At 42.9% G+C, this 22,699-nt stretch carries 20 protein-coding genes, 1 tRNA gene and 1 riboswitch; of the genes, 16 read left to right on the top strand and 5 right to left on the bottom strand.

Annotated features, from left to right (window positions below; translation table 11 throughout):
* Positions 1-94 precede the first annotated feature (94 nt).
* Positions 95-1,387, bottom strand: a complete 1,293-nt coding sequence (locus UP17_RS24660; protein ID WP_061465852.1) for an NCS2 family permease — start codon at positions 1,385-1,387, stop codon at positions 95-97.
* 305 nt (positions 1,388-1,692) lie between these two features.
* Between UP17_RS24660 and UP17_RS24655 the strand changes: the two genes are divergently transcribed.
* From UP17_RS24655 to UP17_RS24645, 3 genes are read left to right on the top strand one after another with little or no spacing between them, the layout of a single operon-like run.
* On the top strand, positions 1,693-3,390 hold the full coding sequence (locus tag UP17_RS24655) for a DEAD/DEAH box helicase (protein WP_081108961.1): 1,698 nt from the start codon (positions 1,693-1,695) through the stop codon (positions 3,388-3,390).
* A 15-nt stretch (positions 3,391-3,405) separates the two neighbouring features.
* On the top strand, positions 3,406-4,314 hold the full coding sequence (locus UP17_RS24650) for a phosphotransferase (RefSeq protein ID WP_061465850.1): 909 nt from the start codon (positions 3,406-3,408) through the stop codon (positions 4,312-4,314).
* Between the two features lie 33 nt (positions 4,315-4,347).
* Entirely contained in the window at positions 4,348-5,535 is a 1,188-nt protein-coding gene (locus UP17_RS24645; protein ID WP_250211730.1) for a class I SAM-dependent methyltransferase, read from the top strand.
* Positions 5,536-5,642: 107 nt separating this feature from the next.
* Here the strand turns inward: UP17_RS24645 and UP17_RS24640 are convergent, their stop codons facing one another.
* Entirely contained in the window at positions 5,643-7,193 is a 1,551-nt protein-coding gene (locus UP17_RS24640; protein ID WP_061465848.1) for an ABC-F family ATP-binding cassette domain-containing protein, read from the bottom strand.
* A gap of 261 nt (positions 7,194-7,454) precedes the next feature.
* Here UP17_RS24640 and UP17_RS24635 point away from each other — a divergent pair, with 261 nt between their 5' ends.
* The gene (locus tag UP17_RS24635; protein ID WP_061465846.1) at positions 7,455-9,647 is read left to right on the top strand and encodes a DNA topoisomerase III; all 2,193 of its coding nucleotides are present in this window, start codon (positions 7,455-7,457) and stop codon (positions 9,645-9,647) included.
* A 218-nt stretch (positions 9,648-9,865) separates the two neighbouring features.
* On the opposite strand, the gene UP17_RS28080 is transcribed toward UP17_RS24635, so the two are convergent.
* Complete coding sequence (locus UP17_RS28080) at positions 9,866-10,033, bottom strand: hypothetical protein (protein WP_155727498.1); 168 nt, start codon at positions 10,031-10,033, stop codon at positions 9,866-9,868.
* Between the two features lie 307 nt (positions 10,034-10,340).
* The gene (locus UP17_RS24625; RefSeq protein ID WP_061465842.1) at positions 10,341-10,817 is read right to left on the bottom strand and encodes a GNAT family N-acetyltransferase; all 477 of its coding nucleotides are present in this window, start codon (positions 10,815-10,817) and stop codon (positions 10,341-10,343) included.
* Positions 10,818-11,189: 372 nt separating this feature from the next.
* Here UP17_RS24625 and UP17_RS24620 point away from each other — a divergent pair, with 372 nt between their 5' ends.
* On the top strand, positions 11,190-12,548 hold the full coding sequence (locus UP17_RS24620; RefSeq protein WP_081108960.1) for a lytic polysaccharide monooxygenase: 1,359 nt from the start codon (positions 11,190-11,192) through the stop codon (positions 12,546-12,548).
* Between the two features lie 201 nt (positions 12,549-12,749).
* Here UP17_RS24620 and UP17_RS24615 read toward each other — a convergent pair.
* Positions 12,750-12,823, bottom strand: a tRNA-Arg gene (locus UP17_RS24615).
* A gap of 188 nt (positions 12,824-13,011) precedes the next feature.
* Here UP17_RS24615 and UP17_RS24610 point away from each other — a divergent pair.
* The 11 genes from UP17_RS24610 to UP17_RS24560 all read left to right on the top strand — a co-directional run bounded on the left by UP17_RS24610 (position 13,012) and on the right by UP17_RS24560 (position 22,699).
* On the top strand, positions 13,012-13,914 hold the full coding sequence (locus UP17_RS24610; RefSeq protein WP_434218704.1) for a polysaccharide deacetylase family protein: 903 nt from the start codon (positions 13,012-13,014) through the stop codon (positions 13,912-13,914).
* An 86-nt stretch (positions 13,915-14,000) separates the two neighbouring features.
* Positions 14,001-14,175: riboswitch (cobalamin riboswitch) on the top strand.
* 156 nt (positions 14,176-14,331) lie between these two features.
* A complete protein-coding gene (locus UP17_RS24605) occupies positions 14,332-15,303 on the top strand; it encodes an ABC transporter substrate-binding protein (RefSeq protein WP_061466326.1) in 972 nt (323 codons plus the stop codon).
* A complete protein-coding gene (locus UP17_RS24600; RefSeq protein ID WP_061465837.1) occupies positions 15,266-16,321 on the top strand; it encodes a FecCD family ABC transporter permease in 1,056 nt (351 codons plus the stop codon). The genes UP17_RS24605 and UP17_RS24600 overlap by 38 nt, the downstream gene beginning before the upstream one ends.
* A 6-nt stretch (positions 16,322-16,327) precedes the next feature.
* Positions 16,328-17,800 (top strand): heme ABC transporter ATP-binding protein, encoded by a 1,473-nt coding sequence (locus UP17_RS24595; protein ID WP_061465835.1) that lies wholly within the window; start codon positions 16,328-16,330, stop codon positions 17,798-17,800.
* Positions 17,797-18,762: an adenosylcobinamide-phosphate synthase CbiB gene (cbiB, locus tag UP17_RS24590; RefSeq protein WP_061465834.1), complete on the top strand. Its 966-nt coding sequence runs from the start codon at positions 17,797-17,799 to the stop codon at positions 18,760-18,762. The genes UP17_RS24595 and cbiB overlap by 4 nt, the downstream gene beginning before the upstream one ends.
* A complete protein-coding gene (gene cobD / locus UP17_RS24585) occupies positions 18,737-19,810 on the top strand; it encodes a threonine-phosphate decarboxylase CobD (RefSeq protein WP_155727496.1) in 1,074 nt (357 codons plus the stop codon). The genes cbiB and cobD overlap by 26 nt, the downstream gene beginning before the upstream one ends.
* Positions 19,783-20,358: a bifunctional adenosylcobinamide kinase/adenosylcobinamide-phosphate guanylyltransferase gene (locus UP17_RS24580; protein WP_061465832.1), complete on the top strand. Its 576-nt coding sequence runs from the start codon at positions 19,783-19,785 to the stop codon at positions 20,356-20,358. Before cobD ends, UP17_RS24580 begins: the two co-directional genes overlap by 28 nt.
* On the top strand, positions 20,355-21,146 hold the full coding sequence (cobS, locus tag UP17_RS24575; protein ID WP_061465830.1) for an adenosylcobinamide-GDP ribazoletransferase: 792 nt from the start codon (positions 20,355-20,357) through the stop codon (positions 21,144-21,146). Before UP17_RS24580 ends, cobS begins: the two co-directional genes overlap by 4 nt.
* Positions 21,104-21,721, top strand: a complete 618-nt coding sequence (locus UP17_RS24570) for a histidine phosphatase family protein (protein WP_061465828.1) — start codon at positions 21,104-21,106, stop codon at positions 21,719-21,721. The genes cobS and UP17_RS24570 overlap by 43 nt, the downstream gene beginning before the upstream one ends.
* Positions 21,673-22,101, top strand: coding sequence for a bifunctional adenosylcobinamide kinase/adenosylcobinamide-phosphate guanylyltransferase (locus UP17_RS24565; protein ID WP_061465826.1), 429 nt, complete (start codon positions 21,673-21,675; stop codon positions 22,099-22,101). The genes UP17_RS24570 and UP17_RS24565 overlap by 49 nt, the downstream gene beginning before the upstream one ends.
* A 13-nt stretch (positions 22,102-22,114) precedes the next feature.
* Positions 22,115-22,699: a cob(I)yrinic acid a,c-diamide adenosyltransferase gene (locus UP17_RS24560; protein WP_061465825.1), complete on the top strand. Its 585-nt coding sequence runs from the start codon at positions 22,115-22,117 to the stop codon at positions 22,697-22,699.

Raw genomic sequence — 22,699 nt, 5'->3', positions numbered from 1 at the left:
ATAGGAGGATATCTGACGAAAAGTTGGATATCCTTCTTTTTATTGGAGAGCTGGTTAAAAAAAGAGAAACCACAGGGGGGTCCTCTTGAAATGATCAAGCTAGGAAAATCAGTTGATAGAGGAATAGAATAGCAAACACGTACACGAACGGATGCACTTCACGGAACTTGCCTCTAGCCATTTTTAAAATGGGATAGGCGATGAATCCAAGTGCTATCCCGTTTGCGATGCTTGACGTTAACGGCATGGCGACAATGACCAAAAAGGCTGGGAATGACTCATCAAAGTGTGTCCAGTCAATTTCATTAATGCTTTTGATCATCATACTACCCACGATGATCAAGCTTGGTGCCGTGATTGCCGCTACATTTGAAACAGCCCCTATCAGTGGACTGAAGAAGGCAGTTATTAAGAACAGGATGGCCACAACTAACGCGGTTAAGCCTGTCTTGCCGCCTGCTCCTACCCCAGCTGAAGATTCAACTGAGGCTGCGGTCGGGCTTGTACCGAACATGGCACCAACGGTAGTGCCGATGGAGTCTGCAAAAAAAGCACTGCCGGATTTTTCAAGCTTATTATTCTTCAACAATCCGGCTTGACGAACAATGCCTAATAAAGCACCTGTCGTATCGAATAACATCACAAGTAAAATGGAGAAGACGACGCCATAAAGCCCGTAGTTAATGACATCCGCGATAGATGTGATTGGATTGGCGACTATTATCCCTTCAGGTAATGTAGGAGTGGAAACAAGACCATCCACTTCCAATTGGCCTGTAAAAAAAGCGATTATGGCAGTCACGATCATCCCGATGAATATCGCACCCTGTACATTACGTACGATCAGCACGATCGTAATGACCAGACCAACCAATGTAAGTGCCACACTAGGGTCCCTGAAGCTTCCAAGGGTGACTAGGTTGGATTCATGCTGTGTTACGACACCTGACAAGCGAAGTCCGATAAAGGTGATGAAAAGTCCGATTCCGGCACTGATTGCATGCTTTAAGTTATTGGGGATGGCCTCAATCAATTTTGAGCGGAAAGAGGTAAGTGATAAAAGGATAAAGATGATACCGGTAACAAAGACTGCCGAAAAGGCAACTGTGTATGAGATATCATGGGTTCCCAGTACCGAGTATGCAAAATAAGCATTCAATCCCATGGCCGGTGCTATGATAATTGGGTAATTGGCTAAAAGGGCCATGCATAGGGTACCGACTATTATTGCGATTATGGTTGCTGTGAATGCCTGGTCGAAAGGAACTCCGGCATCAGAAAGGATCATTGGGTTTACAACGATGATATAAGCCAGTGTTAAAAAGGTTGTAAGCCCCGCAAGTACTTCGGTCTTAATATTTGAATTCCGTTCTTTTAATTTAAACATGCGGTCACTCCTTTTTTATATAAAAAAAATCCTTGCAAAACTCTACAAGGATAAGATGCTTACCCTTTTTCAAGTAAGCAGCTCGATAGTATGGATAATAAAACCTTATAAATTATATTAGAAAAATAACTAAAGTACAATAGCATGAAAAATTTTAAGTGACAGGTTTTCTCGAAAATAGATAATGATATACTAACAAATAGCTTAGACTAAGAAAAATGACCTTTAGTGAAGGAAGTGTACCAATTTACTGAAGTTGGTTTAACAGTCAATAAAATGAAGAAATTCAGAAAGTAGGCAAATACATGACAAAATTCATCGACCTTGGCGTCAGCCCGGCGATTAACATGATATTAAAGCAAATAGGAATATCCAACCCCACCCCCATACAGGAGAAATCGATACCGGATATCCTTGCTGGAAGAGATGTCATCGCGAAGGCGCAGACGGGAACGGGGAAGACCTTGGCGTTTTTGCTGCCAATCCTGGAAAAAGTCGATCCTGCTGCATCCCACATACAATCTCTGATCGTCACGCCAACCAGAGAATTGGCTTTGCAAATCACAGCCGAATTGAAAAAATTCGCCAATGAAATCGAAGGACTTCAGGTGCTTGCAGTTTATGGCGGACAGGATGTCGAGCAGCAAATGAAAAAGCTGACAAGAAATATTTCTGTGGTGGTTGCCACACCAGGCAGGTTATTAGATCATTTAAGAAGGGGCACCATTGACCTTTCCCAAACTCAAACACTTGTGCTGGATGAAGCTGATCAAATGCTCCATATTGGATTTTTACCAGAAGTGGAAGAAATCATGGGTCAGCTTCCAGAGGAGCGCCAAACGTTGCTCTTTTCAGCGACGATGCCAGAACAAGTGCATCAATTGGCTAAGCGCTACATGAATAAACCATTAACCGCCGCTGTGAAGGCTGAGCAAGTAACGGTCGAGCAAATCAGACAGCTTGTCATCGAAACGACCGATCGTGCCAAACAGTCTTCATTAATTAACATAATTAAAGAAGAACAGCCATACCTGGCGATCATATTTTGCCGTACAAAACGTCGCGTTTCAGTTTTGAATGATGCCCTCAAGGCAGCCGGATTCAATTCTGAAGAACTCCATGGGGACCTTTCACAGGCAAAGCGGGAACGCGTCATGAAAAACTTCAGGGATGCCAAGCTTCAATATTTAGTGGCAACGGACGTTGCTGCACGAGGACTTGATGTAGAAGGTGTGACACATGTATTCAATTATGATGTTCCCGAGGACGCTGAAAGTTACATCCATCGAATTGGCCGTACAGGACGAGCGGGTGAGAATGGCTTGGCTGTAACCTTCATTGCCACGAAGGATCTTCAGCTTTTAAGCGATATAGAAAAAGGGATCTCCATGAAAATCGAAAGAAAGACGATTGAAGGAGTGAAAATGTTCCAACCTGATGAGGTGGGACAAAAAAAGAAACGTTATGATGATAATGCTGAAGTGGGTACCCGCCGACCGCATTCAGGAGGGGGAAGGCGCCATCGGGAACGGATAGATACGAGAGGACCGAATCGAGGCAGTCACCGTTCTGTAAATCAAGCGGACAATCGTGAAATCGAGAGGGAGAAACCACGGGGAGCCCGGATGGAAAACAGCCGCGGACCTAAACGTGAGGATTCACGGGGAGGCCGGATGGAAAACAGCCGCGGACCTAAACGTGAGGATTCACGGGGAGGCCGGATGGAAAACAGCCGCGGACCTAAACGTGAGGATTCGCGGGGAGGCCGGATGGAAAACAGCCGCGGACCCAAACGTGAGGATTCGCGGGGAGGCCGGATGGAAAACAGCCGCGGACCCAAACGTGAAGATTCACGGGGAGGCCGATCGGAAGACAGCCGTGGACTAAAGCGTGACAATCCACGAGGAGATCAAAGAGACAGCCGTAGAGCAAACAGTGCACAAGGGCCAAGTAATCTTAGGGGTGGGTCAGGCAGCAGCCCCAATAGAGGGAGAAACCGGTAAAAGGGGGAGACTGGAGTGGAAAAGCCTTGGTTGGCAGAATATCCAGTTTCGTTGGAGCTTGCAGGAAAATTGATCATGCTGCAGTTTCCGGAAATTGAGTTGAAAGAGATCAAGCAGCTTGGGGAGGGGTTCGATAATACGGTCATACAAATCAATGGGCAATTTGTATTCCGTTTCCCTCGCCGCCCTATTGCAGTTACGTTGATTCAGTTGGAAAATCAGCTTTTGCCTTCAATTGCAGGGACTTTTCCGCTTGATATCCCTGAACCAATCTTTTTTGGGAAACCAAGTACACTATATCCTTATCCTTTTACCGGTTATAAAATGGTAAAGGGACACTTGCCTGTAGAAGGAACAAAAGCAAAGAAGGCTGAATCGGCAAAAAGATTTGCCCATTTTTTGAAAGTTGTTCACCGTTTCCCTGTGGAAAGGGCTAAGCATTTAGGTGTACAGCCTGATGGGATGATGAGGCTTGATGTATCCTATCGCAAGAAGTCGCTAATGGAAAATGTCTCAAATCTAATAAAGCTAGGATACTTTGAACAAGCTGATGCGGTTAAAGATTTTGTTGGAGGGCTAGGCGAGTTGGGTGCTCCGCAACCGAGTTCACTCGTTCACGGAGACATTCATATCCGAAATGTTTTACTTGATGACGAAGGCGTTCTTACAGGTATCATTGATTGGGGAGATGTGCATATCGGAAACCCTGCCATTGATTTATCCTTTTTATATAGTTATTTCCCAAGAGAAGCGCGCCGAGGCTTTTTTGAAATCTATGGTGAAATCGAAAAAGAAACGGAGAGCTTAGCCAGGTTCAGAGCAATATATATGCTTGTTACATTACTCGTTTATGGCATTGACCGCCATGATGAAGAGCTGATAGCCATTACGAGTACCGGTTTGAAATTTGCTATAGAAGAATAATTGTAATGCTCTTTTGATGTCTAGGAGGTTCATATGAAGGCAAGTTATTATCATACAATCACATTAATGGGGAACATGTTGGAACAAGCTAATATTCCTTATCAATATACAGGTCGACCTGCTCTGTTCGTGCAAGGAGTGGATATTGATAATTATGAGAACATCGTCATTGATGTACAATGGGATCTTTTTGATGAGGCATTAGACCTTTTTTCCGAATACTCCCCGACAAAGCCTGAAAAAAGTCCTGAGACTGCCTCTTTTCAAATGGATGTCGAGGGGATTTCTGTCACTGTCCACTGCAGGTTTAACACGACCATTAAAACTGACCCTTATCGTTTGTCAATAAAGATGGGGGATATGGAGGTATGGTGCAGGTCGTTGTACAGTTATTTATACGATGAAGAAATGAGAAGGTACAGTGCCGAGATTCATGCTTACTTATTTGCCGAGCAGAAAGGGTTCACAGCGGAAAATGAACAGGCGTGGAACCAGAATAATTACTTAGCGCTTATCAATCGTTATGGAAATCCTGCGGAACTGGCATCGAAAATCAAGCAAAACCCAAAATGGAGACTGCACCCTTTTTATAAATATATGGGGGACATATCCGGTAAAAAAATCACTCATTTGATGGGGTCGAACGGTGTCAAAGCAGTTGCGATGGCCATATTGGGAGCCACAGTGAAAGTTGTTGATTTTTCCCAGGAAAACGCAACGTTTGCAAATGAGCTGGCAAATGGGTCCGATGTCTCCATCGAGTATATTGTTTCAGATGTGCTTTCATTACCGTCGGAACATGAATCAGGGAATCAGGATTTGATCTTAATGGAGCTTGGCGTGCTTCACTATTTAATCGATCTCCAGCCGTTATTTGAAAAAATTAAATCGATGTTGAAACCCGGAGGCCGATTCGTACTGCATGAATTTCACCCGATTTCAACAAAGCTCATTACTTCGAATGGCAAAAAACATAAGATAACAGGAAACTATTTTGCCCCGGCAATCGAAAATAATGAGGTCGCTTTTTCCAAGCATATGCCGGATGAGGAAAAAGGGAGCCTTTCAAGGGTTGTACAGCGTAAATGGACAATCGGGGAACTTATAACGTCAATAGGTCAATCAGGGCTTGTTATTAAAGTACTCGAGGAAGAACCGAATCATAAAATCCACGATATTGGACTTCCGAAAACATATACATTGGTGGCGGAACGAGTTTAAGCTGTGTTAAGGAAATAATGCTGACTGAATGAGTCTTTTCAGTCAGCTTTTTATTTACTTCATAATAAAAGGAGATGCCGCGCGTTCTGCGACATCCCCTAAAAAAATTAATTTTGAGCCGACCATTCTTCTACATCCCATACTTTGGTAACCCAATCTTCATAGAAGTCAGGTTCATGGCATACGAGGACAATCGTTCCTTTATACTCTTTCAATGCACGTTTCAGTTCTTCTTTTGCAACGACATCCAAATGGTTAGTCGGTTCATCGAATAACAGCCAATTGCTTTCGGTAAGCATAAGTTTACACAGACGTACTTTTGATTGTTCACCACCGCTTAAATGACTCATTGGACGTGTAATGTGCTCGTTTTTCAGACCGACACGGGCAAGAATGGCACGTACCTGTGGTTGGTCTAGATGCGGAAATGCATTCCACACTTCATCGATCGGCGTCGTATTGCCTGCTTTGACTTCCTGTTCAAAATAAGAAGAAAAAAGGAAATCGCCAAGTGATCTTTTGCCGCCTAGAGGATCAATTTTACCCAAAATCGTTTTTAAAAGAGTGGATTTTCCAACTCCATTACAGCCGACCACGGCAATTTTTTCTCCCCGTTCGATTGTCATGGACAACTTCGGAAGCAATGGGCGGTCATATCCAATTTCCAAATCCTCACCTTCAAATACATAACGGCTGCTCGCACGTGATTCTTTAAAGTCAAAGGTAGGTTTCATTGCAGTTTCTGGACGATCGATACGTTCCATGCGATTCAATTGCTTTTGACGGCTCTTTGCCCGACCGGTCGTTGAGTAGCGGGCTTTATTTTTTGCAATGAAATCTTCTTGCTTTTTAATGAATTCACGCTGTTTTTCATAGGCATTGATGTGCTGATTTTTATTCAATTCGGCAAGCTCAAGGAATTTTTCATAAGTTGCAGTGTAACGGGTCAGTTTTGAAAATTCAAGATGGAAAATGACGTCGACGACGCCGTTCATGAACTCGGTATCATGCGAAATCAATAAGAAAGCATTAGGATATTCCTTTAGGTAGCTGCTCAGCCAGCGGATATGCTCTACATCCAAGTAGTTCGTCGGTTCATCAAGGAGCAGTACTTCAGGTTGTTCCAAAAGTAACTTGGCTAGTAAAACTTTTGTCCGTTGTCCACCGCTTAGGGCAGAAACGTCACGGTCCAATCCGATTGCATCCAACCCTAAACCGCGTGCCGCTTCTTCAATTTTAATATCCAGATTGTAAAAACCACCGGCTTCAAGCTTGTCCTGGATTTCACCCATTTGTTCCAAGAGTTCTTCAAGTTCTTCTGGAGTGGCTGTCCCCATTTTCTCTGTTACTTCATTCAATGCTTTTTCCTGCTCGAATAAAGGTAAGTATGCATCCCTTAAGACGTCGCGAATCGATTTACCTTTAGAAAGTATCGTATGCTGATCTAGATATCCATATTCGACACCAGGTGTCCATTCCACCCGGCCATCATCATGGATAAGCTGTCCTGTAATGATATTCATCATCGTTGACTTTCCGACACCATTTGCCCCGACCAGACCAACATGTTCGCCGGCCATCAGGCGGAAGGAAACATCCTTGAATAAGGTGCGGTCGCCAAAGCTGTGTGCTAATTTATCTATAGAAAGTAAGCTCATTTATATTGAACCTCCCAATTAATTTGAAAAAATCCCTACGTTTCATCATACTAAAATCTGCACGGGATTGCTATCTAATCTATTAATTTACATATATGCCCTTTGGTGACAATCGAGCCCTTGGCAGGAAAAATCGTAATGATGAATATAGGATCGACACCTGTTGGACCTGTTTTTGGATGCCATGCCTATGCATTATCGCCCTGTTATAAATTATGTGAGATAATAGAGAAATCAGTTTAAAAGGGAAGGATGTTTACTATGAGTAAAACAGTCGTACTGGCCGAGAAGCCTTCGGTCGGAAGAGATATAGCAAAAGTACTGAATTGCGGGAGAAAGGGTAATGGTTTTTTTGAAGGCGATCAGTATATCGTCACATGGGCTCTAGGTCATTTGGTGACACATGCAGATCCGGAAACTTATGATGAAAAATATAAAACTTGGCGCCTTGAGGACCTGCCCATGTTGCCGAATTCTTTGAAATTGGTCGTGATCAAGCAATCAGGCAAGCAATTTCAATCGGTTAAAACACAGTTGAATCGCAATGATGTCAAGGATATCATCATTGCAACAGATGCAGGCCGTGAAGGGGAACTTGTTGCACGCTGGATTCTCGAAAAAGCGAATGTGAAGAAGCCGATCAAGCGGCTTTGGATTTCCTCTGTAACGGATAAAGCGATCAAAGATGGATTTAAAAAGCTGAAGGATGGCAAGGAGTATGAAAATCTATTTGCCTCTGCTGTGGCCAGAGCGGAAGCGGACTGGATCGTTGGGATGAACGCGACACGCGCCCTTACAACCAAGCACAATGCCCAGTTATCCTGCGGTCGGGTCCAAACGCCGACACTTGCGATGATTGCAAAAAAGGAAGAAGAAATAAAACAATTCCAGCCTAAGAAATATTATGGCGTTTCGGCAAATGCAGAATCCGATTTGCGCCTAATCTGGCAAGATGCCCAATCAAAAGATATACGCACATTCGATAAAGCCAAGGCAGAAAAGGTTCTAGCAGCCGTGAAGGGGAAAAAGGCAGAAGTGGTGGAAGTGAACAAAGCCCATAAGAAAAGTTTTGCCCCTTCTTTATATGATTTAACGGAACTTCAACGGGACGCCAATAAGAAATTCGGCTATTCGGCGAAAGAGACATTATCGATCATGCAGCGCTTATATGAAAGCCATAAAGTCTTGACGTACCCAAGGACGGATTCACGCTTTTTATCAACGGATTTAGTTGATACGCTAAGAGAAAGATTACAGGCCGTCAGCATTAAACCATATGCCCAGTATGCATCGAGGATCCTGCGCAGTCCGATTAAGGCCAATAAATCGTTCGTGGATGATAGCAAGGTATCGGATCATCATGCAATCATCCCCACTGAGCAAACGCCGCTACCGGGAAAACTGAGCGACAAAGAATCGAAAATCTATGATCTGGTCGTTAAAAGGTTCCTTGCCGTATTGATGCCGCCTTTTGAATATGAGCAAACGACCATAACCGCGAAAATGGGGCAGGAGACGTTCATGGCAAAAGGGAAGGTCGTCCTGAAATCAGGCTGGAAGGAAGTCTATGATCATCAATTTGATGAGGAAGAAGCTAAAGATGGCATTGCTGAGCAACTGCTTCCGAACGTTCAAAAAGGTGACAGTTTAACCATTTCGACTGTGAAACAAACAGAGGGTGAAACGAAACCGCCGGAACCATTCAATGAAGGCTCACTTCTTTCGGCAATGGAAAATCCTGCTCGTTTCATGACAGGGGAAAGCAAAGAACTCATCAAGACTCTGGGGGAAACTGGCGGAATTGGGACTGTTGCAACGCGTGCTGACGTTATTGAAAAACTGTTCAATAGCTTCCTGATCGAAAAGAGAGGGAAGGGCCTTCATGTTACTTCGAAAGGAAAACAACTCCTTCAATTGGCACCTGAAGACTTACGATCTCCAGCACTGACAGCTCAATGGGAGCAAAAGTTAACAGCAATTGCAAAAGGAAAGCTAGCAAAGCAGGCTTTCATCGGCGATATGCGCGCCTACGCTAAAAATATCGTTCATGAAATCAAAAATAGTGACCAAAAATTCAAGCATGATAACGTGTCAGGAACGAAATGTCCTGATTGCGGCAAGCTGATGCTTGAAGTGAATAGTAAAAAGGGAAAAATGCTTGTCTGTCAAGATCGTGAATGTGGCCACAAAAAAGGTGTTTCACGTGTAACAAATGCCAGATGTCCACAATGTCACAAAAAGATGGAAATGCGCGGTCAAGGAGAAGCACAGACATTCACATGTAAATGCGGTTTTCACGAAAAACTTTCTTCTTACAATAAACGAAGAGGGCAAAATAAAAATCAAAAAGTATCAAAAAATGAAGTCTCCAATTATATGAAAAAGCAAAATAAAGAAGAGCCGATCAATACTGCATTAGCGGATGCTTTGGCCAAACTGAAATTCGATAAATAAAAGAAATGGGTCCTTCACTATTAGTCTTTATAGTGAGGGCTCTTTTTATGGGGTTTATTTGTATGGGCAGAGTGGGCATAATCCTTGCTGTTTTCTGCTTCCGCAGGGCCATCTTTCCTGACAATGAGATTACCGCTTAAGTGGCGAAATTCATAAAAAAAGACAGTGGAAAGGGATGGAGCATTCGCTCCATCCCTTTCCATACATCGCGGCCACGACTAAATTTCATTCATTACGGTCCCTTGCAATTCATATTCAAGTGTTTTGTCAGCTTTTTTTTTGTGTTTATCCGAATCCACTAGTGTAAGCGTACAGAATGGCTGCTGATCACCCGGACTGAAAATTGCTTCATCATTCTCTGGATTCCATAGGCTGTAAATACTCATGATCAGTATCCTCCTTTGGGTGAGAAGACTAGTAATTCCCTTTTTGATTATCATCTAACTCTTCAATTGACTCTAACGCTGATCACCGGGACTAAACACCGCTGCGTCATTCTCTTTGTTCCATTGGCTTCTGATTGTACTCATCGTGCACATCATCTCCTTTGGTGAGAATGTCTTACAGTATTTGTATACCCGGATAGGACAGGTTCAAACATTTCTTTTAAAAAAAGTGTAATTATATACCAGCTGTAATGTATATCCATTATTTTTCTGCAGATATTTATCGAAATAAAAAAATGAATATGAATTAAATGGTTAATTTCATAATGTATTGTTCGCCAATAATTCCAACCTTCCTTAAACCCGTATCATGAAATCCAGCCCTAACATACAGCTTTTGTGCGGGGATGTTCTTATGATTGACAGCTAATACAATTTCATCGCAATTAGGAAATTCTGATTTAACAAACTCGTCCAGTAGGAGCATGCCTTGTTTTGCATAGCCTTTACCCTGCTGCTTATAATCAACTGATAATGCGGTCAGCAACATGGCATTGGGGTTAGTCGAATATTCTTTTACGCGATCTGTTGAATGCAGTAAAAAGAAACCCACAGGTTCATCATCACTTAAAATAACTATGCGATGCTGCCCTTTTGTTGCGTCTGTAAACTTGTTTGGCAAGGCAGTAAATAGACCTTGTTCTTCAGGCAGTTCAAAATGATTTAGTTTTTCGGAATACTCATCTGAAAAATGCTTTAACTCAACGGAATTTACCTTTTCCATAAAATGCTCCCCCCTAACCCTTCTTCTATATATTACCATTACGAAGCCGGCTATCTTCTTAATTTAAATAATTAGTGCCATTTAAAATTAAAGTTCACCGGATGTTCAAGAATGGTAATATTTTAGATTTTTAATTATTATTTACCATCCAATTTCAAAGATTTATCCGATACATATCATGATAACTACAATTTGAATTCAAAAAAGGGAGGTAAAGCAGAAAGTGGAATTTTTTTAATAGATGCGACTATAACTTCATATCTTTAAAAATTCCCCTGACAAAATGTAGCTTTTTATCTTTTTGCATCAAAATCCTCGCACATAGAAAATTTGATCATCATAACAAGGATATAGAAAAGGGGACCAATGCCGATGAATAATAATTTTACAAAAATGAGTAAAAGAAAAGCAGGAGCTGGCGCTTGTATATTTGTCGCAGCCATAATCGGAGCTGCTTTAATACCTAATGATGCCAGTGCACATGGATTTGTCGAAAAACCCGGTAGCCGAGCAGCGTTATGCAGCCAAACTTATGGGGCCCTTAACTTGAATTGTGGAAGTATAATGTATGAACCACAGAGTTTAGAGGCCCCTAAAGGATTCCCGGAAAATGGGCCGGCAGATGGTGTGATTGCTTCAGCCGGTGGTAAGTTTGGCGGAATTCTCGATCAACAAAAAACTGATCGCTGGTTTAAGAATTCAATCACTGGCGGTGAAAATATTTTCACATGGAAGTACACCCAATCGCATCTAACGAGCAAATGGCACTATTATATTACAAAAAAAGGTTGGGATTCTAACAAACCTCTAACCCGTGCCGATCTTGAACCAATTGGAACTATTCAACATGACGGTTCTGAAGCATCTAATAATCTATCGCATAAAATTAACGTGCCAACAGACCGTAGCGGATACCATGTGATTTTGGCTGTTTGGGATGTGGCTAATACTACTAATGCTTTTTATAATGTTATCGATGTTAATTTAATGAATGATGATAAACCGGACACAGAAGCTCCAACACAACCAAAAAAATTACATGCAGTGAAGGTTACAGCAAATAGTGTGGAATTAAATTGGGAGCCTTCTACAGATAATGTAGAGGTGAAAGAGTATCAAGTATTACGTGAAGGAAAAGTAATTGATATAGTACCAGGAACAACATTTACAGATCGGAAATTACAGGCTGATACGGAATATACATATACAGTGAAGGCAGTGGATGCAGCAGGAAATGTTTCTCAGGAAAGTGAATCCGCTGTTGCAAAGACAGGAAACGAAGTACCGGATACGGAAGCGCCAAATCAGCCAAAAGGACTGCATAGTATGGGGGAAACCTCAACTAGTGTTAACTTGATGTGGAGCCCATCAGAAGACAATATAGGAATTGACCATTATGTAGTATACAGGGAAACAGCAAGTGGACAAATGACAGCAGTCGGCAAATCCGACATTGCATCATATATGGACATGAACTTAAAATCTGATACAACATATAAATACACAGTTACCGCAATAGATGCAGCAGGAAATGGATCGATTAAAAGTGATACTCTTGCAGTAACTACAAAAGAGCAGAGCTTATCTTATGAACAATGGGATTCATTTAAAGCATATACTAAGGGTGACAGAGTAGAACACCAGGGGAAAACCTATGAAGCGGTTCAAAGTTATCAAGGATACGGTGATCCAAACTGGATATTTGCTTTATCGTTATGGAACGAGATTTAAATTAAGTAACACTTAAGAGAGCAAGAGGATTTTGGTGCGAAAAATTGGGACAAGCTAATGTCCGAGGAGAAACCTGTATTGGTGTTATAATCTTGGAGATTTTTCTCAAACACACCTTGTATCATACAAAGAATAACCCTGTACCAATAAAATAAAACAGCCAAAACCTGATACAACAAGGTTTTGGCTGTTTCTAATTAGCGTCCCAGATAGGAATCGAACCTACGACCTACAGCTTAGGAGGCTGTCGCTCTATCCTGCTGAGCTACTGGGACATATAAAAAAGTCGACGACTTATTTATTATATTTCTTATAGGCAAACTTTTCAAGTTAATAGCAATAATAATTATGAAAAAAAACATCTAGACGCTTAGGGGGCACTCAGCTCTCCTGTTTCCTTACTCTTCATTAAATGGAATAGTTTATTATTTCCTGGTTTTCTGGTACTATTATGCTAGAAAAAATTAGGAGAATGATAGTGGGGAATTATAGAGTTTTATGGATGGTGACGCTGCTGGGGATTTTAATTTTACCGGCATGCTCACAAGGGATTTTAGAGGATATAGGCACAAAGACGGCTGCGCCTATCACGGAAGATAACATTGAAGTGGCTGCAGCAGCGGAGAATGACACTGGGCAGGATTCGGAGGACGAATTATATACTGAACGAATCGATACGAGAGACTGGATAACGGCCGAGTCCGCGGTACAGCTTCCAATATTGATGTATCATAGCATTTCTGAAGGCAATGGCCTTCGGGTACCAAAAGAGGAATTCCGATTACAAATGACGTGGCTTCGGGAAAATGGTTACTATACATTATCCCCTGAAGAAGCATTTCTCGTTTTAACCGAAAATCGGATGCCGAGTGAAAAGTGTGTCTGGCTTACTTTTGATGATGGCTATACAGATAACTACACGGACGCTTTCCATATACTAAAAGAACATGATATGAAAGCGACTGTCTTCATGATCGGGAAGTCCATCGATAAAGGTCATCACCTGACTGAAAATCAAATGATGGAGATGAGCGGGAATGGGATTTCGATCGAAAGCCATACTATAAACCATTTGGAGCTGAACCGAATGACGGCAGAGCAGCAAGAAGCGGAAATGGTCCAGTCAAAGGATCTGTTCGATCGTATCCTGCAACAGGACACGACAGTGCTTTCCTATCCAGTTGGTCGTTATAATGAAGAGAGTCTCAGGCTTTCAGAAGAAGCTGGATACAAGATGGCAGTCACTACTGAACCTGGAGGAGCTTCAAGGGACCAAGGGATGTATGCCTTGCATCGAGTTCGGATTTCACCTGGATTATCAGTCGATGGGTTCGCGTCGCTGGTAGAAAATGCTTCAAATCATTGAAAATGGACGGTGCATTTCAAACTTGTTCAGAAAAATCATATAATAATCGATTCTTACATGGTGTATAATGAAGGCAGTGAAAATTATATACATATGAACGATTTGGTGTCTTAATGACTTAAAAGGGAAGCTGGTGAAATGCCAGCGCGGTCCCGCCACTGTATTTGGGAGCTGACGGCTGTGTACCACTGTATGGGATATGGGAAGGTGCCGTTGACGATGACCATGAGCCAGGAGACCTGCCAAGATTCGTACACCTGTAACCTACGCGGATGGGAAGGTGTGTGGCAGACCCTAAGAGTCCGTAATGATATTGTTGCCATACAAGCATCTTCCGTTTAACGGGAGGTGCTTTTTGTTTTGGGTGCACCTTCCGAGATTATTAGGTGAAGAAATTAAATGAAAAGATTGTGGGGAATGAAAATGAAGAAGATTTTTGGTTTGATATTGTTGATGTTGCTTACTGCAGGCATGATGGTTGGCTGCAGTGACGCTACTGATGAAGGAAAAGAAAAGCAGCAAACGAATCATGCTCAACACGACGCTTTCCCGATTACGATTAAAGATGCAACGGGCGAAAAAGTAACGATAGAACAAAAACCGAAGAAAATCGTTACGTTGATACCAAGTAATACAGAAGTGGTATTTGCACTTGGTTTAGGTAAAAAGGTCGTTGGTGTTTCCGACAATGATAATTACCCGGAAGAAACGAAAAAAATCAAAAAAGTTGGCGGAATGGAAATGAACACGGAGCTGATTGTCTCCATGAAGCCTGACCTTGTTCTTGCCCATGCATCAAGTGCCCATAATTCAAATGAGGGATTAAAGCAGCTTAAGGATGCTGGAATAGATGTCCTTGTAGTCAATGATGCACAAAGCTTTGACCAAGTCTATGAATCTATTGAAATGATTGGAAAGGCAACGGGGGAAAATGATAAGGCAAGCGAAATCGTTGCGGATATGAAAACGAAGCTCAAGGATATTCAGGAAAAAGCCAAATCCGTTAAGGAAGCGGATAGGAAGACCGTTTTAATTGAGGTTTCGCCATCACCGGATATATATACACCTGGAAAAAATACCTTCATGGATGAAATGCTTCATATTATTTCAGCGGATAACGCTGCTGCTGAATTGGACGGCTGGGCAAAAATTGATGAAGAGTCGATGATTGCTGCAAATCCGGATGTCATCATTACAACGTATGGTAATTATACAAAAGATCCAGTAAGTGAAGTGACAGGCCGAAAAGGATGGCAAGACGTAAATGCCGTTAAGAATGGCCAAGTCTTTGATGTCCCTTCTGACTTGGTGACCCGTTCCGGTCCACGCTTAATAGAAGGAGTAGAGGAACTTGCAAAAGCAGTCTATCCGAACCAATTTGACAACTAAATGGGCGTTTGCTTATTTGATTGCGTTGTTAATTTTGTTATTCGCAATGACGATAGGCATTTCCTTTGGTTCGGTGCCAGTTCCGATTTCCGTACTTATACAAATAATCGGCAAGGAGATTTTTCACTTGCCGATTTCTGCCGATCCGGATGTGATGCTTACGAATATCGTGATGAACATCCGCTTGCCGCGTGTGCTGCTCGCTGGTTTGGTTGGGGCATCACTTGCGATTGCCGGGGCAGCCTTTCAGGGACTGCTCCGGAACCCGCTCGCTGATCCTTACACATTAGGTATTTCTTCAGGAGCATCGGTCGGCGCCGTATTGACAATATTCTTGAATATATCACTGCCATTCATCGGTTTATATACTCTTCCGGCATTGAGCATCTTATGTTCAGTGCTCACGATGCTCTGCGTACTGACTTTTGCAAAAAAAATGGATCGGTCGATGAAAGTGGAAACGATCATCTTAACGGGAATCATTTTCAGCTCGTTTTTAAGTGCCTTCATTTCATTGATGATTGCGCTGACGGGTGAAGAATTAAGACAAATCATCGGCTGGCTGATGGGAAGCGTCTCAATGCGCGGATGGAATTATATCGTAATCATTTTGCCGTTTTTTATCATTGGTTCGTTGACCTTGATCATGAATGCAAGCGAATTGAATGCGATGACTTTCGGGGAAGACCGGGCAAAACACTTAGGTGTGAACGTGAAGCGGCGGAAAATGTGGATCTTGATAGCCGGTTCGACATTGACAGGGGCAGCCGTTGCCGTTTCAGGGGCGATTGGTTTTGTAGGATTGGTCATTCCTCATTTTGTCCGGAAGATTTGGGGACCTGACCATAAACATTTGCTTCCGTTGTCATTGTTGATAGGAAGCGGATTCTTAATATTGGCGGATTTTGTAGCACGAACGATCATTGCCCCAGCGGAACTGCCGATCGGGGTGATCACCTCACTTATCGGGGCACCGGCATTTGCGCTGATTTTATTAAAGAGACGGAGAGAAGGGTAAATACGGATGCTTGAAGTAAAAGGGTTAACAGGTGGATATGACAACAAAACTGTTTTGGACTCTATCTCTTTTGATGTACATAAAGGGGAATTATTCGGGATCCTTGGTCCTAATGGCAGCGGAAAAACGACGCTTTTAAGCATGCTTAGCGGGGTGCTTGATTATAAGGACGGAAGCGTACGGATAAGAGGCAGGGATTTGAATGAATATTCATCAAAACAACTTGCACAGGTCATTGCCGTGCTCCCTCAACATTCCTCATTAGCTTTCTCCTATACAGTAAAAGAGACGGTCTCACTTGGGAGGTATGCCCATCAAACGGGCTGGTTCCATAGTTGGTCCGCAGAAGATGAAATGATCGTCCAACGGGTTATGGAACAAACGGGAGTAGCGGATTTTCAGGATCTTCATTTTGAACGATTGTCAGGTGGGGAAAGACAACGGGTCTTGCTGGCACAGGCACTTGCCCAGGAACCGGAAATCCTTTTTTTGGATGAGCCTACAAACCATTTGGATCTTTCCTATCAAAAGGACCTTCTTGATCTAATGAGAAAAATGGCAAAAGAACAGGAGTTAACCGTTATTTCAATTTTTCATGACTTGAATTTGGCTGGATTATATTGTGATCGGCTTATGTTGCTTGAAAAAGGGCAAATTCAGGTTGTTGATGTGCCGAATGAAGTGCTCCAACAGGAACGGATTCAAGGTGTATATCATACGACGATCGAAAAACATCCACATCCCGCACTTCCGAAACCTCAAATGTTCATCGTTCCGGAGAAGCATGGCAATGACACTATCCCATTGGAAATTGATGAATCTTATCTGACAATGGGACCTGAGATGATTCAATTGAATTCTCCGATCCCGCTTAGAACGATGTCTTCTGGAGTGACCGGTTCGGGTACGGGCTGGCATAAATATTTCGTGAATAGGCATGTCCATCATGATTATGACTGCGAAGATCATCATGTTGAAATGGCCGGCTATTTAAGAACTCATGGATTTGAACCGCAGGAAACGGTGGGGATGATGACAGCCGTCTTTCTCGATACGGTTGCCTTCAAGTTAATGAGAGCTGAAGATTTCTCGGTTTTTATCATCGTGACGGCTGGTGTAGGGAATGCCATCGACGCTTCTTTAGCTGACCGGCATTCTTGGAGTTCCACTCCAGGAACCATAAATACATGGATATTCATAAATGGGCATTTGGCAGAAGAGGCTTTCATACACAGCATAGTTACTGCAACCGAGGCAAAAGTAAAAGCGCTTCATGATTCGAATGTCATGGATAAGGTGACGAATACATGTGCAACAGGAACATCGACCGACAGTATTTTGATTGCAGCGTCCCAAAGAGGGAAGGCGCTTCAATATGCAGGCACCATCACTCCGTTAGGGAAGCTGATCAGTCGCGGTGTATATGATTGTACAGTAGAAGCAATAAAGAAAAATCGGAAACGGATTGAGGATCTATGATTTACCATCATCTTATTGCAGTTACACTGGCGTTTTTCCTTGATTTATTAATTGGTGATCCGCCAAATTGGCCGCATCCAGTTAAATGGATAGGAACGATGATAAGCAAGTTGGATCAGGCATTCAATAGAGGGGCATATAAGAAACGGAATGGACTCTTCATGTTGATCATCGTCTTAGCGATGGTGATATTGATTACAGGCCTAACCGTCTACTTGGCTTATCGGATCCATCCGCTTGCAGGTATCCTTTGGGAGGCTGTTGTCATTGCCACTACGATAGCTCAGAAGGGCTTAAAGCAAGCTGGAATGGATGTGTGCCATCCGCTGAATGAACGGGATTATCCTGAAGCGAGGCTAAAACTTTCCTATATCGTGGGCCGTGATACTTCTGATCTTGATGAATCCGAAATCGTCAGGGGGACGGTAGAAACCGTAGCAGAAAATACCAGTGATGGTGTTACTGCCCCAATGTTTTGGGCAGCTGTTGGCGGTGCGCCGCTCGCAATGGTGTACAGGGCAATTAATACCTGCGATTCCATGGTTGGGTACAAAAATGATAAATATGGGCAATTTGGCTGGGCTTCAGCCAAGCTCGATGATATCGTGAACTGGATTCCCAGCCGCCTCACTGGGTTCCTGATGTTGCTGAGCTCAAAATCCGGCTATCATGGATTTGGTGCTAGATGGAAGATATTATTCAATGATGCTAAAAAACATCCAAGTCCGAATAGCGGGTGGTGTGAAGCAGGCGTTGCTGCCATTTTGGGAATACAGCTAGGCGGCCGGAATATGTACAAAGGAATTGTTTCCGACCGTGCGAGGATGGGCGTTCCGCTTGTTCGATTAGAAGCAAAACATATACCAAAAACGATTACCATCATGCATCGGTCATCTTTTCTATTTCTACTGATGCTATGGCTAGGGGGACTTATTCTTGACATTACCTTCTCATGGCTCTAATCCTCATTATCTTTACGAAGCGCTGGAAATCGAAATGCCTGAATCGGTTCTCGATTTCAGTGCTAACATCAACCCATTGGGTCCGCCTTTACGTATAAAGGAACAGTGGCCTAGATTTTTCGAAGGAATCTTACATTACCCAGATCCGCATGCGATTGAACTGACAAAATCAATTGCCAAAAAAGAAGCGCTTCCTGAGCAATCCGTTTTGGTGGGAAATGGTGGTGCAGAAATAATCATGTTGGTAGCGAACAGGTTAACCAATCAAAGGGTGTTGATCATTCAGCCGGCATTTGCGGAATATGCAGAAGCTTGTTTGGCAGCAGGATGTGAGGTAGATTTTCATCAGCTTGATGCACCTGAGTGGAAACTGGACTTGGATCGGTTGATTCCTAGATTATCCGAATATGATGCAATTTTCTTATGTACGCCTAATAATCCGACGGGTGTTTCATTTAAGAAGGATGAAGTTAGGGAATTGATCTTTGAATGTCAAAAAGCGGATTGCCTGGTTGTCATGGATGAGGCTTTTTATGATTTCACGGAAGATGCCTTTACTTATGCTTCTTTAATCAATGAATTTCCACATTTACTCATTCTAAGATCAATGACTAAAATCTTTGCAATTCCGGGTTTGAGACTAGGCTATTTGCTTGCTGCACCTGACATCATAACCCGTGTAAGAACTTATAAACCGCATTGGAGCGTCAACCATGTTGCATTGGAAGTAGGGAAAATCTGTCTTGCTGAAGAAGCATATATGAGAAAAACAAGAGACTATATTCAATTGCAAAAGCAGAAACTATTCCGGTTTTATGAGGAACAAGGGTTGAGTGTCTCTGATAGCGCAGTTAATTTCTATTTAGTGAAAGATGAATCCTTATCCCTTTTTCCCTTTTTGCTAAAAAAAGGAATAGTACCGCGCCATACCTATAATTTCCCGGGGTTGGATGGAAAGTGGCTTCGGTTTGCAGTGAAGAGTGAACGTGATAACGAAGCGCTGATGGAGGGGGTAAGACAGTGGAGAAAGCAAGGCTCTGTTTTATAACCGGGGGTGTCCGGTCCGGAAAAAGCAGTTTCGCGGAAAGAAAAGCCCTTGAATATGCACTTCAAACGGATGGGAACTTGCATTACCTCGCTTGCGGCCGTGTCAGTGATGTTGAAATGGGTGAACGCATCCTTAGGCACCAGAAAGATAGAGAAAGCTGCCCAATCGCCTGGAAGACTTCGGAATACGCAACGGATATTACACGAATAGGAGCGGACATTAATCAGGATTCCATAATCCTGCTCGATTGTCTGACAACCCTGCTTGATAACGAACTATTTGGCCCAGGTGTTCCGCTTGAAAAGGAGTTTTTACAAAGCGTTTTTTCAAAAATAATAACCGGGATCAATGAGATAAGAAAACGATCCAGCTGTTTAATAGTCGTGAGCAATGAATTGGTGCAGGAACCGATTTTCCAGAATGATTTCCTCCATATATACGGAAAAACATTAGGCCTGCTTCATCAAACGATCGTCGGGCAGGCGAATGAAGCCTATCTAGTTGAATCGGGAATCCCATTGCGGAAGAAAGGGTGCATGCAGGAATGAACGCAGTGATTGGATTTTTAATTAACCTGCAGTTCTTTACAGTTTTTCCAATTAAGAAGCAGCTTCCTATGGAGAAGAAATATATACACCGTGCCATTCAAACCTTTCCACTAGTTGGTCTTTTACTAGGCTTGATATTGGGCGGTGTTTTATATGCACTAGTGGAATGGACCCCATTGTCATCGCTTGCAATTGCCTTTTTCCTTTGGTTTTTGACGATGGCATTAACGGGAGGTTTGCATCTCGATGGCTGGATCGATGCAAGTGATGCTTTTTTTTCCTATCAGGATAAAGAGCGGCGATTGGAAATCATGAAGGATTCAAGGACAGGTGCATTCGGTGTCATCTCCGTCATTGTCCTTTTGGCCGCCCGGTTCATATTTATCTATGAAATTGTCGAAAGGGTCAATGAATGGACATACTTCTTGATCATTGCCCTTCCACTCTTAAGCAAATGTGTGATGGGTTATTTACTTATCCGGATGCCACTGGCTAAAAAAGAGGGGCTCGGCGCTTTTTTTCAAAGTGCAGTAAAGAAAAGCAGTTTGCCCATTTATTTGCTGTACCTCCTTGTAGGTCTGGCGATCGCCTGGATCATCGATTCTAAGCTTGTCACCTTATTTTTCATCATGTGTCTGGCTGCACTGTTTTTCCTGTTTTATATAAAACGTAAAGTCATCAGTTGGTTCGGTGGGATAACGGGGGATGTACTGGGGGCATCCGTGGAAGGGGTTGAGCTTTGGTTATGGCTGATATTGTGGCTATTACACTACTTCGCCATGGGCTGACAGTAGCAAATGAGCGAAAGGCCTATTTAGGCTGGACGGATTCTCCATTAAGTATCAAAGGGGAAAAGGAAATTCTAGACTTAAGGGGATCTTACCCACAGTATGAAAAAATTTACACGAGTGATTTGCCTCGTTGTGTGGAAACTGCAAGACTGCTGTTTCCGGATATAGTTCCGGTCAAAAACGCTTCGTTCCGTGAAATGAATTTCGGCAGTTGGGAAGGGCAGACGTATGATGATTTGAAGGCAGATGAAGATTATCTTAATTGGCTGGAACGTCCCATGAAGGCATTGGTGCCTGGGGGTGAAAGCTATCCGGGATTTTCCGAACGTGTTAATAATGGCTGGAAACAATTGATTGCCTGTAAGGAGAACCGATTTTCCATAATGACACATGGAGGGGTAATTCGTGATTTATTGGTCCGCTATGCCCCGAAGGAAAAGAATTTTTTTGATTGGGGGATTTCACATGGCAGGGGATATGAGCTGATATGGGAAGACCGGAACAGCTTAAGGAGGGGAGAACGATGCACTTTGTTACAGGCGGCGCCTATAATGGGAAAACTAAATGGGTAAAGCAATTGTATGGTCTGGAAAGTGATGTCCTTTGGCTATCCGGTTATCGAAAAGAACAGCCGGAATTGATTGATTTCCAAGGCAATACTGTTGTATTGCAGGGGTTGGATGCATGGATACAACAAGATGCAGAAAAGATGGATTCTGATTCGATTCGAAAAAGGTGGAAGGAAATCATGGCTGACTGGCGAATATGGGAGAAGGAAAGGGATGAACACCATTTCATTGTGATCGGCTCTGATATTTCCAAAGGCATTGTCCCGATGGAAGCAAGTGATCGCAGATGGCGCGATGCCTGCGGATGGGTCTTTCAAGATGTAGCATCCATTTCAAGGCGCGTTGACATCATTTGGTACGGAATTAACCAAAGAATAAAATAGAGGAGGTAATGGGATGAAAATCTATACACGTACAGGGGATAAGGGACAAACAAGCGTAATCGGAGGCCGGCTTGACAAGGATGACATCCGTGTTGAATCGTATGGAACAGTGGATGAAGTGAATAGCTATATCGGTCTTGCGGTGACTGAATTGGATCCCGCTATATTTACGGATGTATTGGCCGATCTAGAGAAAATCCAGCATGAGCTATTTGACTGTGGCGGTGATTTGGCAACCGTTTCCGAGAAGGCCCCACAAAAGCTGACGGATGAGGCCATTACCTATTTGGAAGAACGAATAGATGCCTTCATACTCGAAGCGCCGGAATTGGAAAAGTTCATCCTGCCTGGCGGCTCAAAAGCGGCTGCAACCATTCATATTGCCCGAACGGTTACAAGGAGGGCTGAACGATTGGTCGTTTCATTGATTAAGTCCGGTGCAGCAGTTTCACCATTATCACTTCAATATTTAAATCGTTTGTCGGATTACTTTTTTGCTGTTGGACGTGTGATCAATTTCCGCCTTGGTGTGAAAGATGTGGAATATATCCGCAGTGCAAATGTATTCCGTGGAGGGAAAAGAAAGGAAAAAGAGTAG

It is taken from the genome of Peribacillus simplex (assembly GCF_001578185.1).
Classification (GTDB): domain Bacteria; phylum Bacillota; class Bacilli; order Bacillales; family DSM-1321; genus Peribacillus; species Peribacillus simplex_A.
Note: the sequence above shows the minus strand (reverse complement) of the source record. Positions and strands in the feature narration are given on the sequence as shown.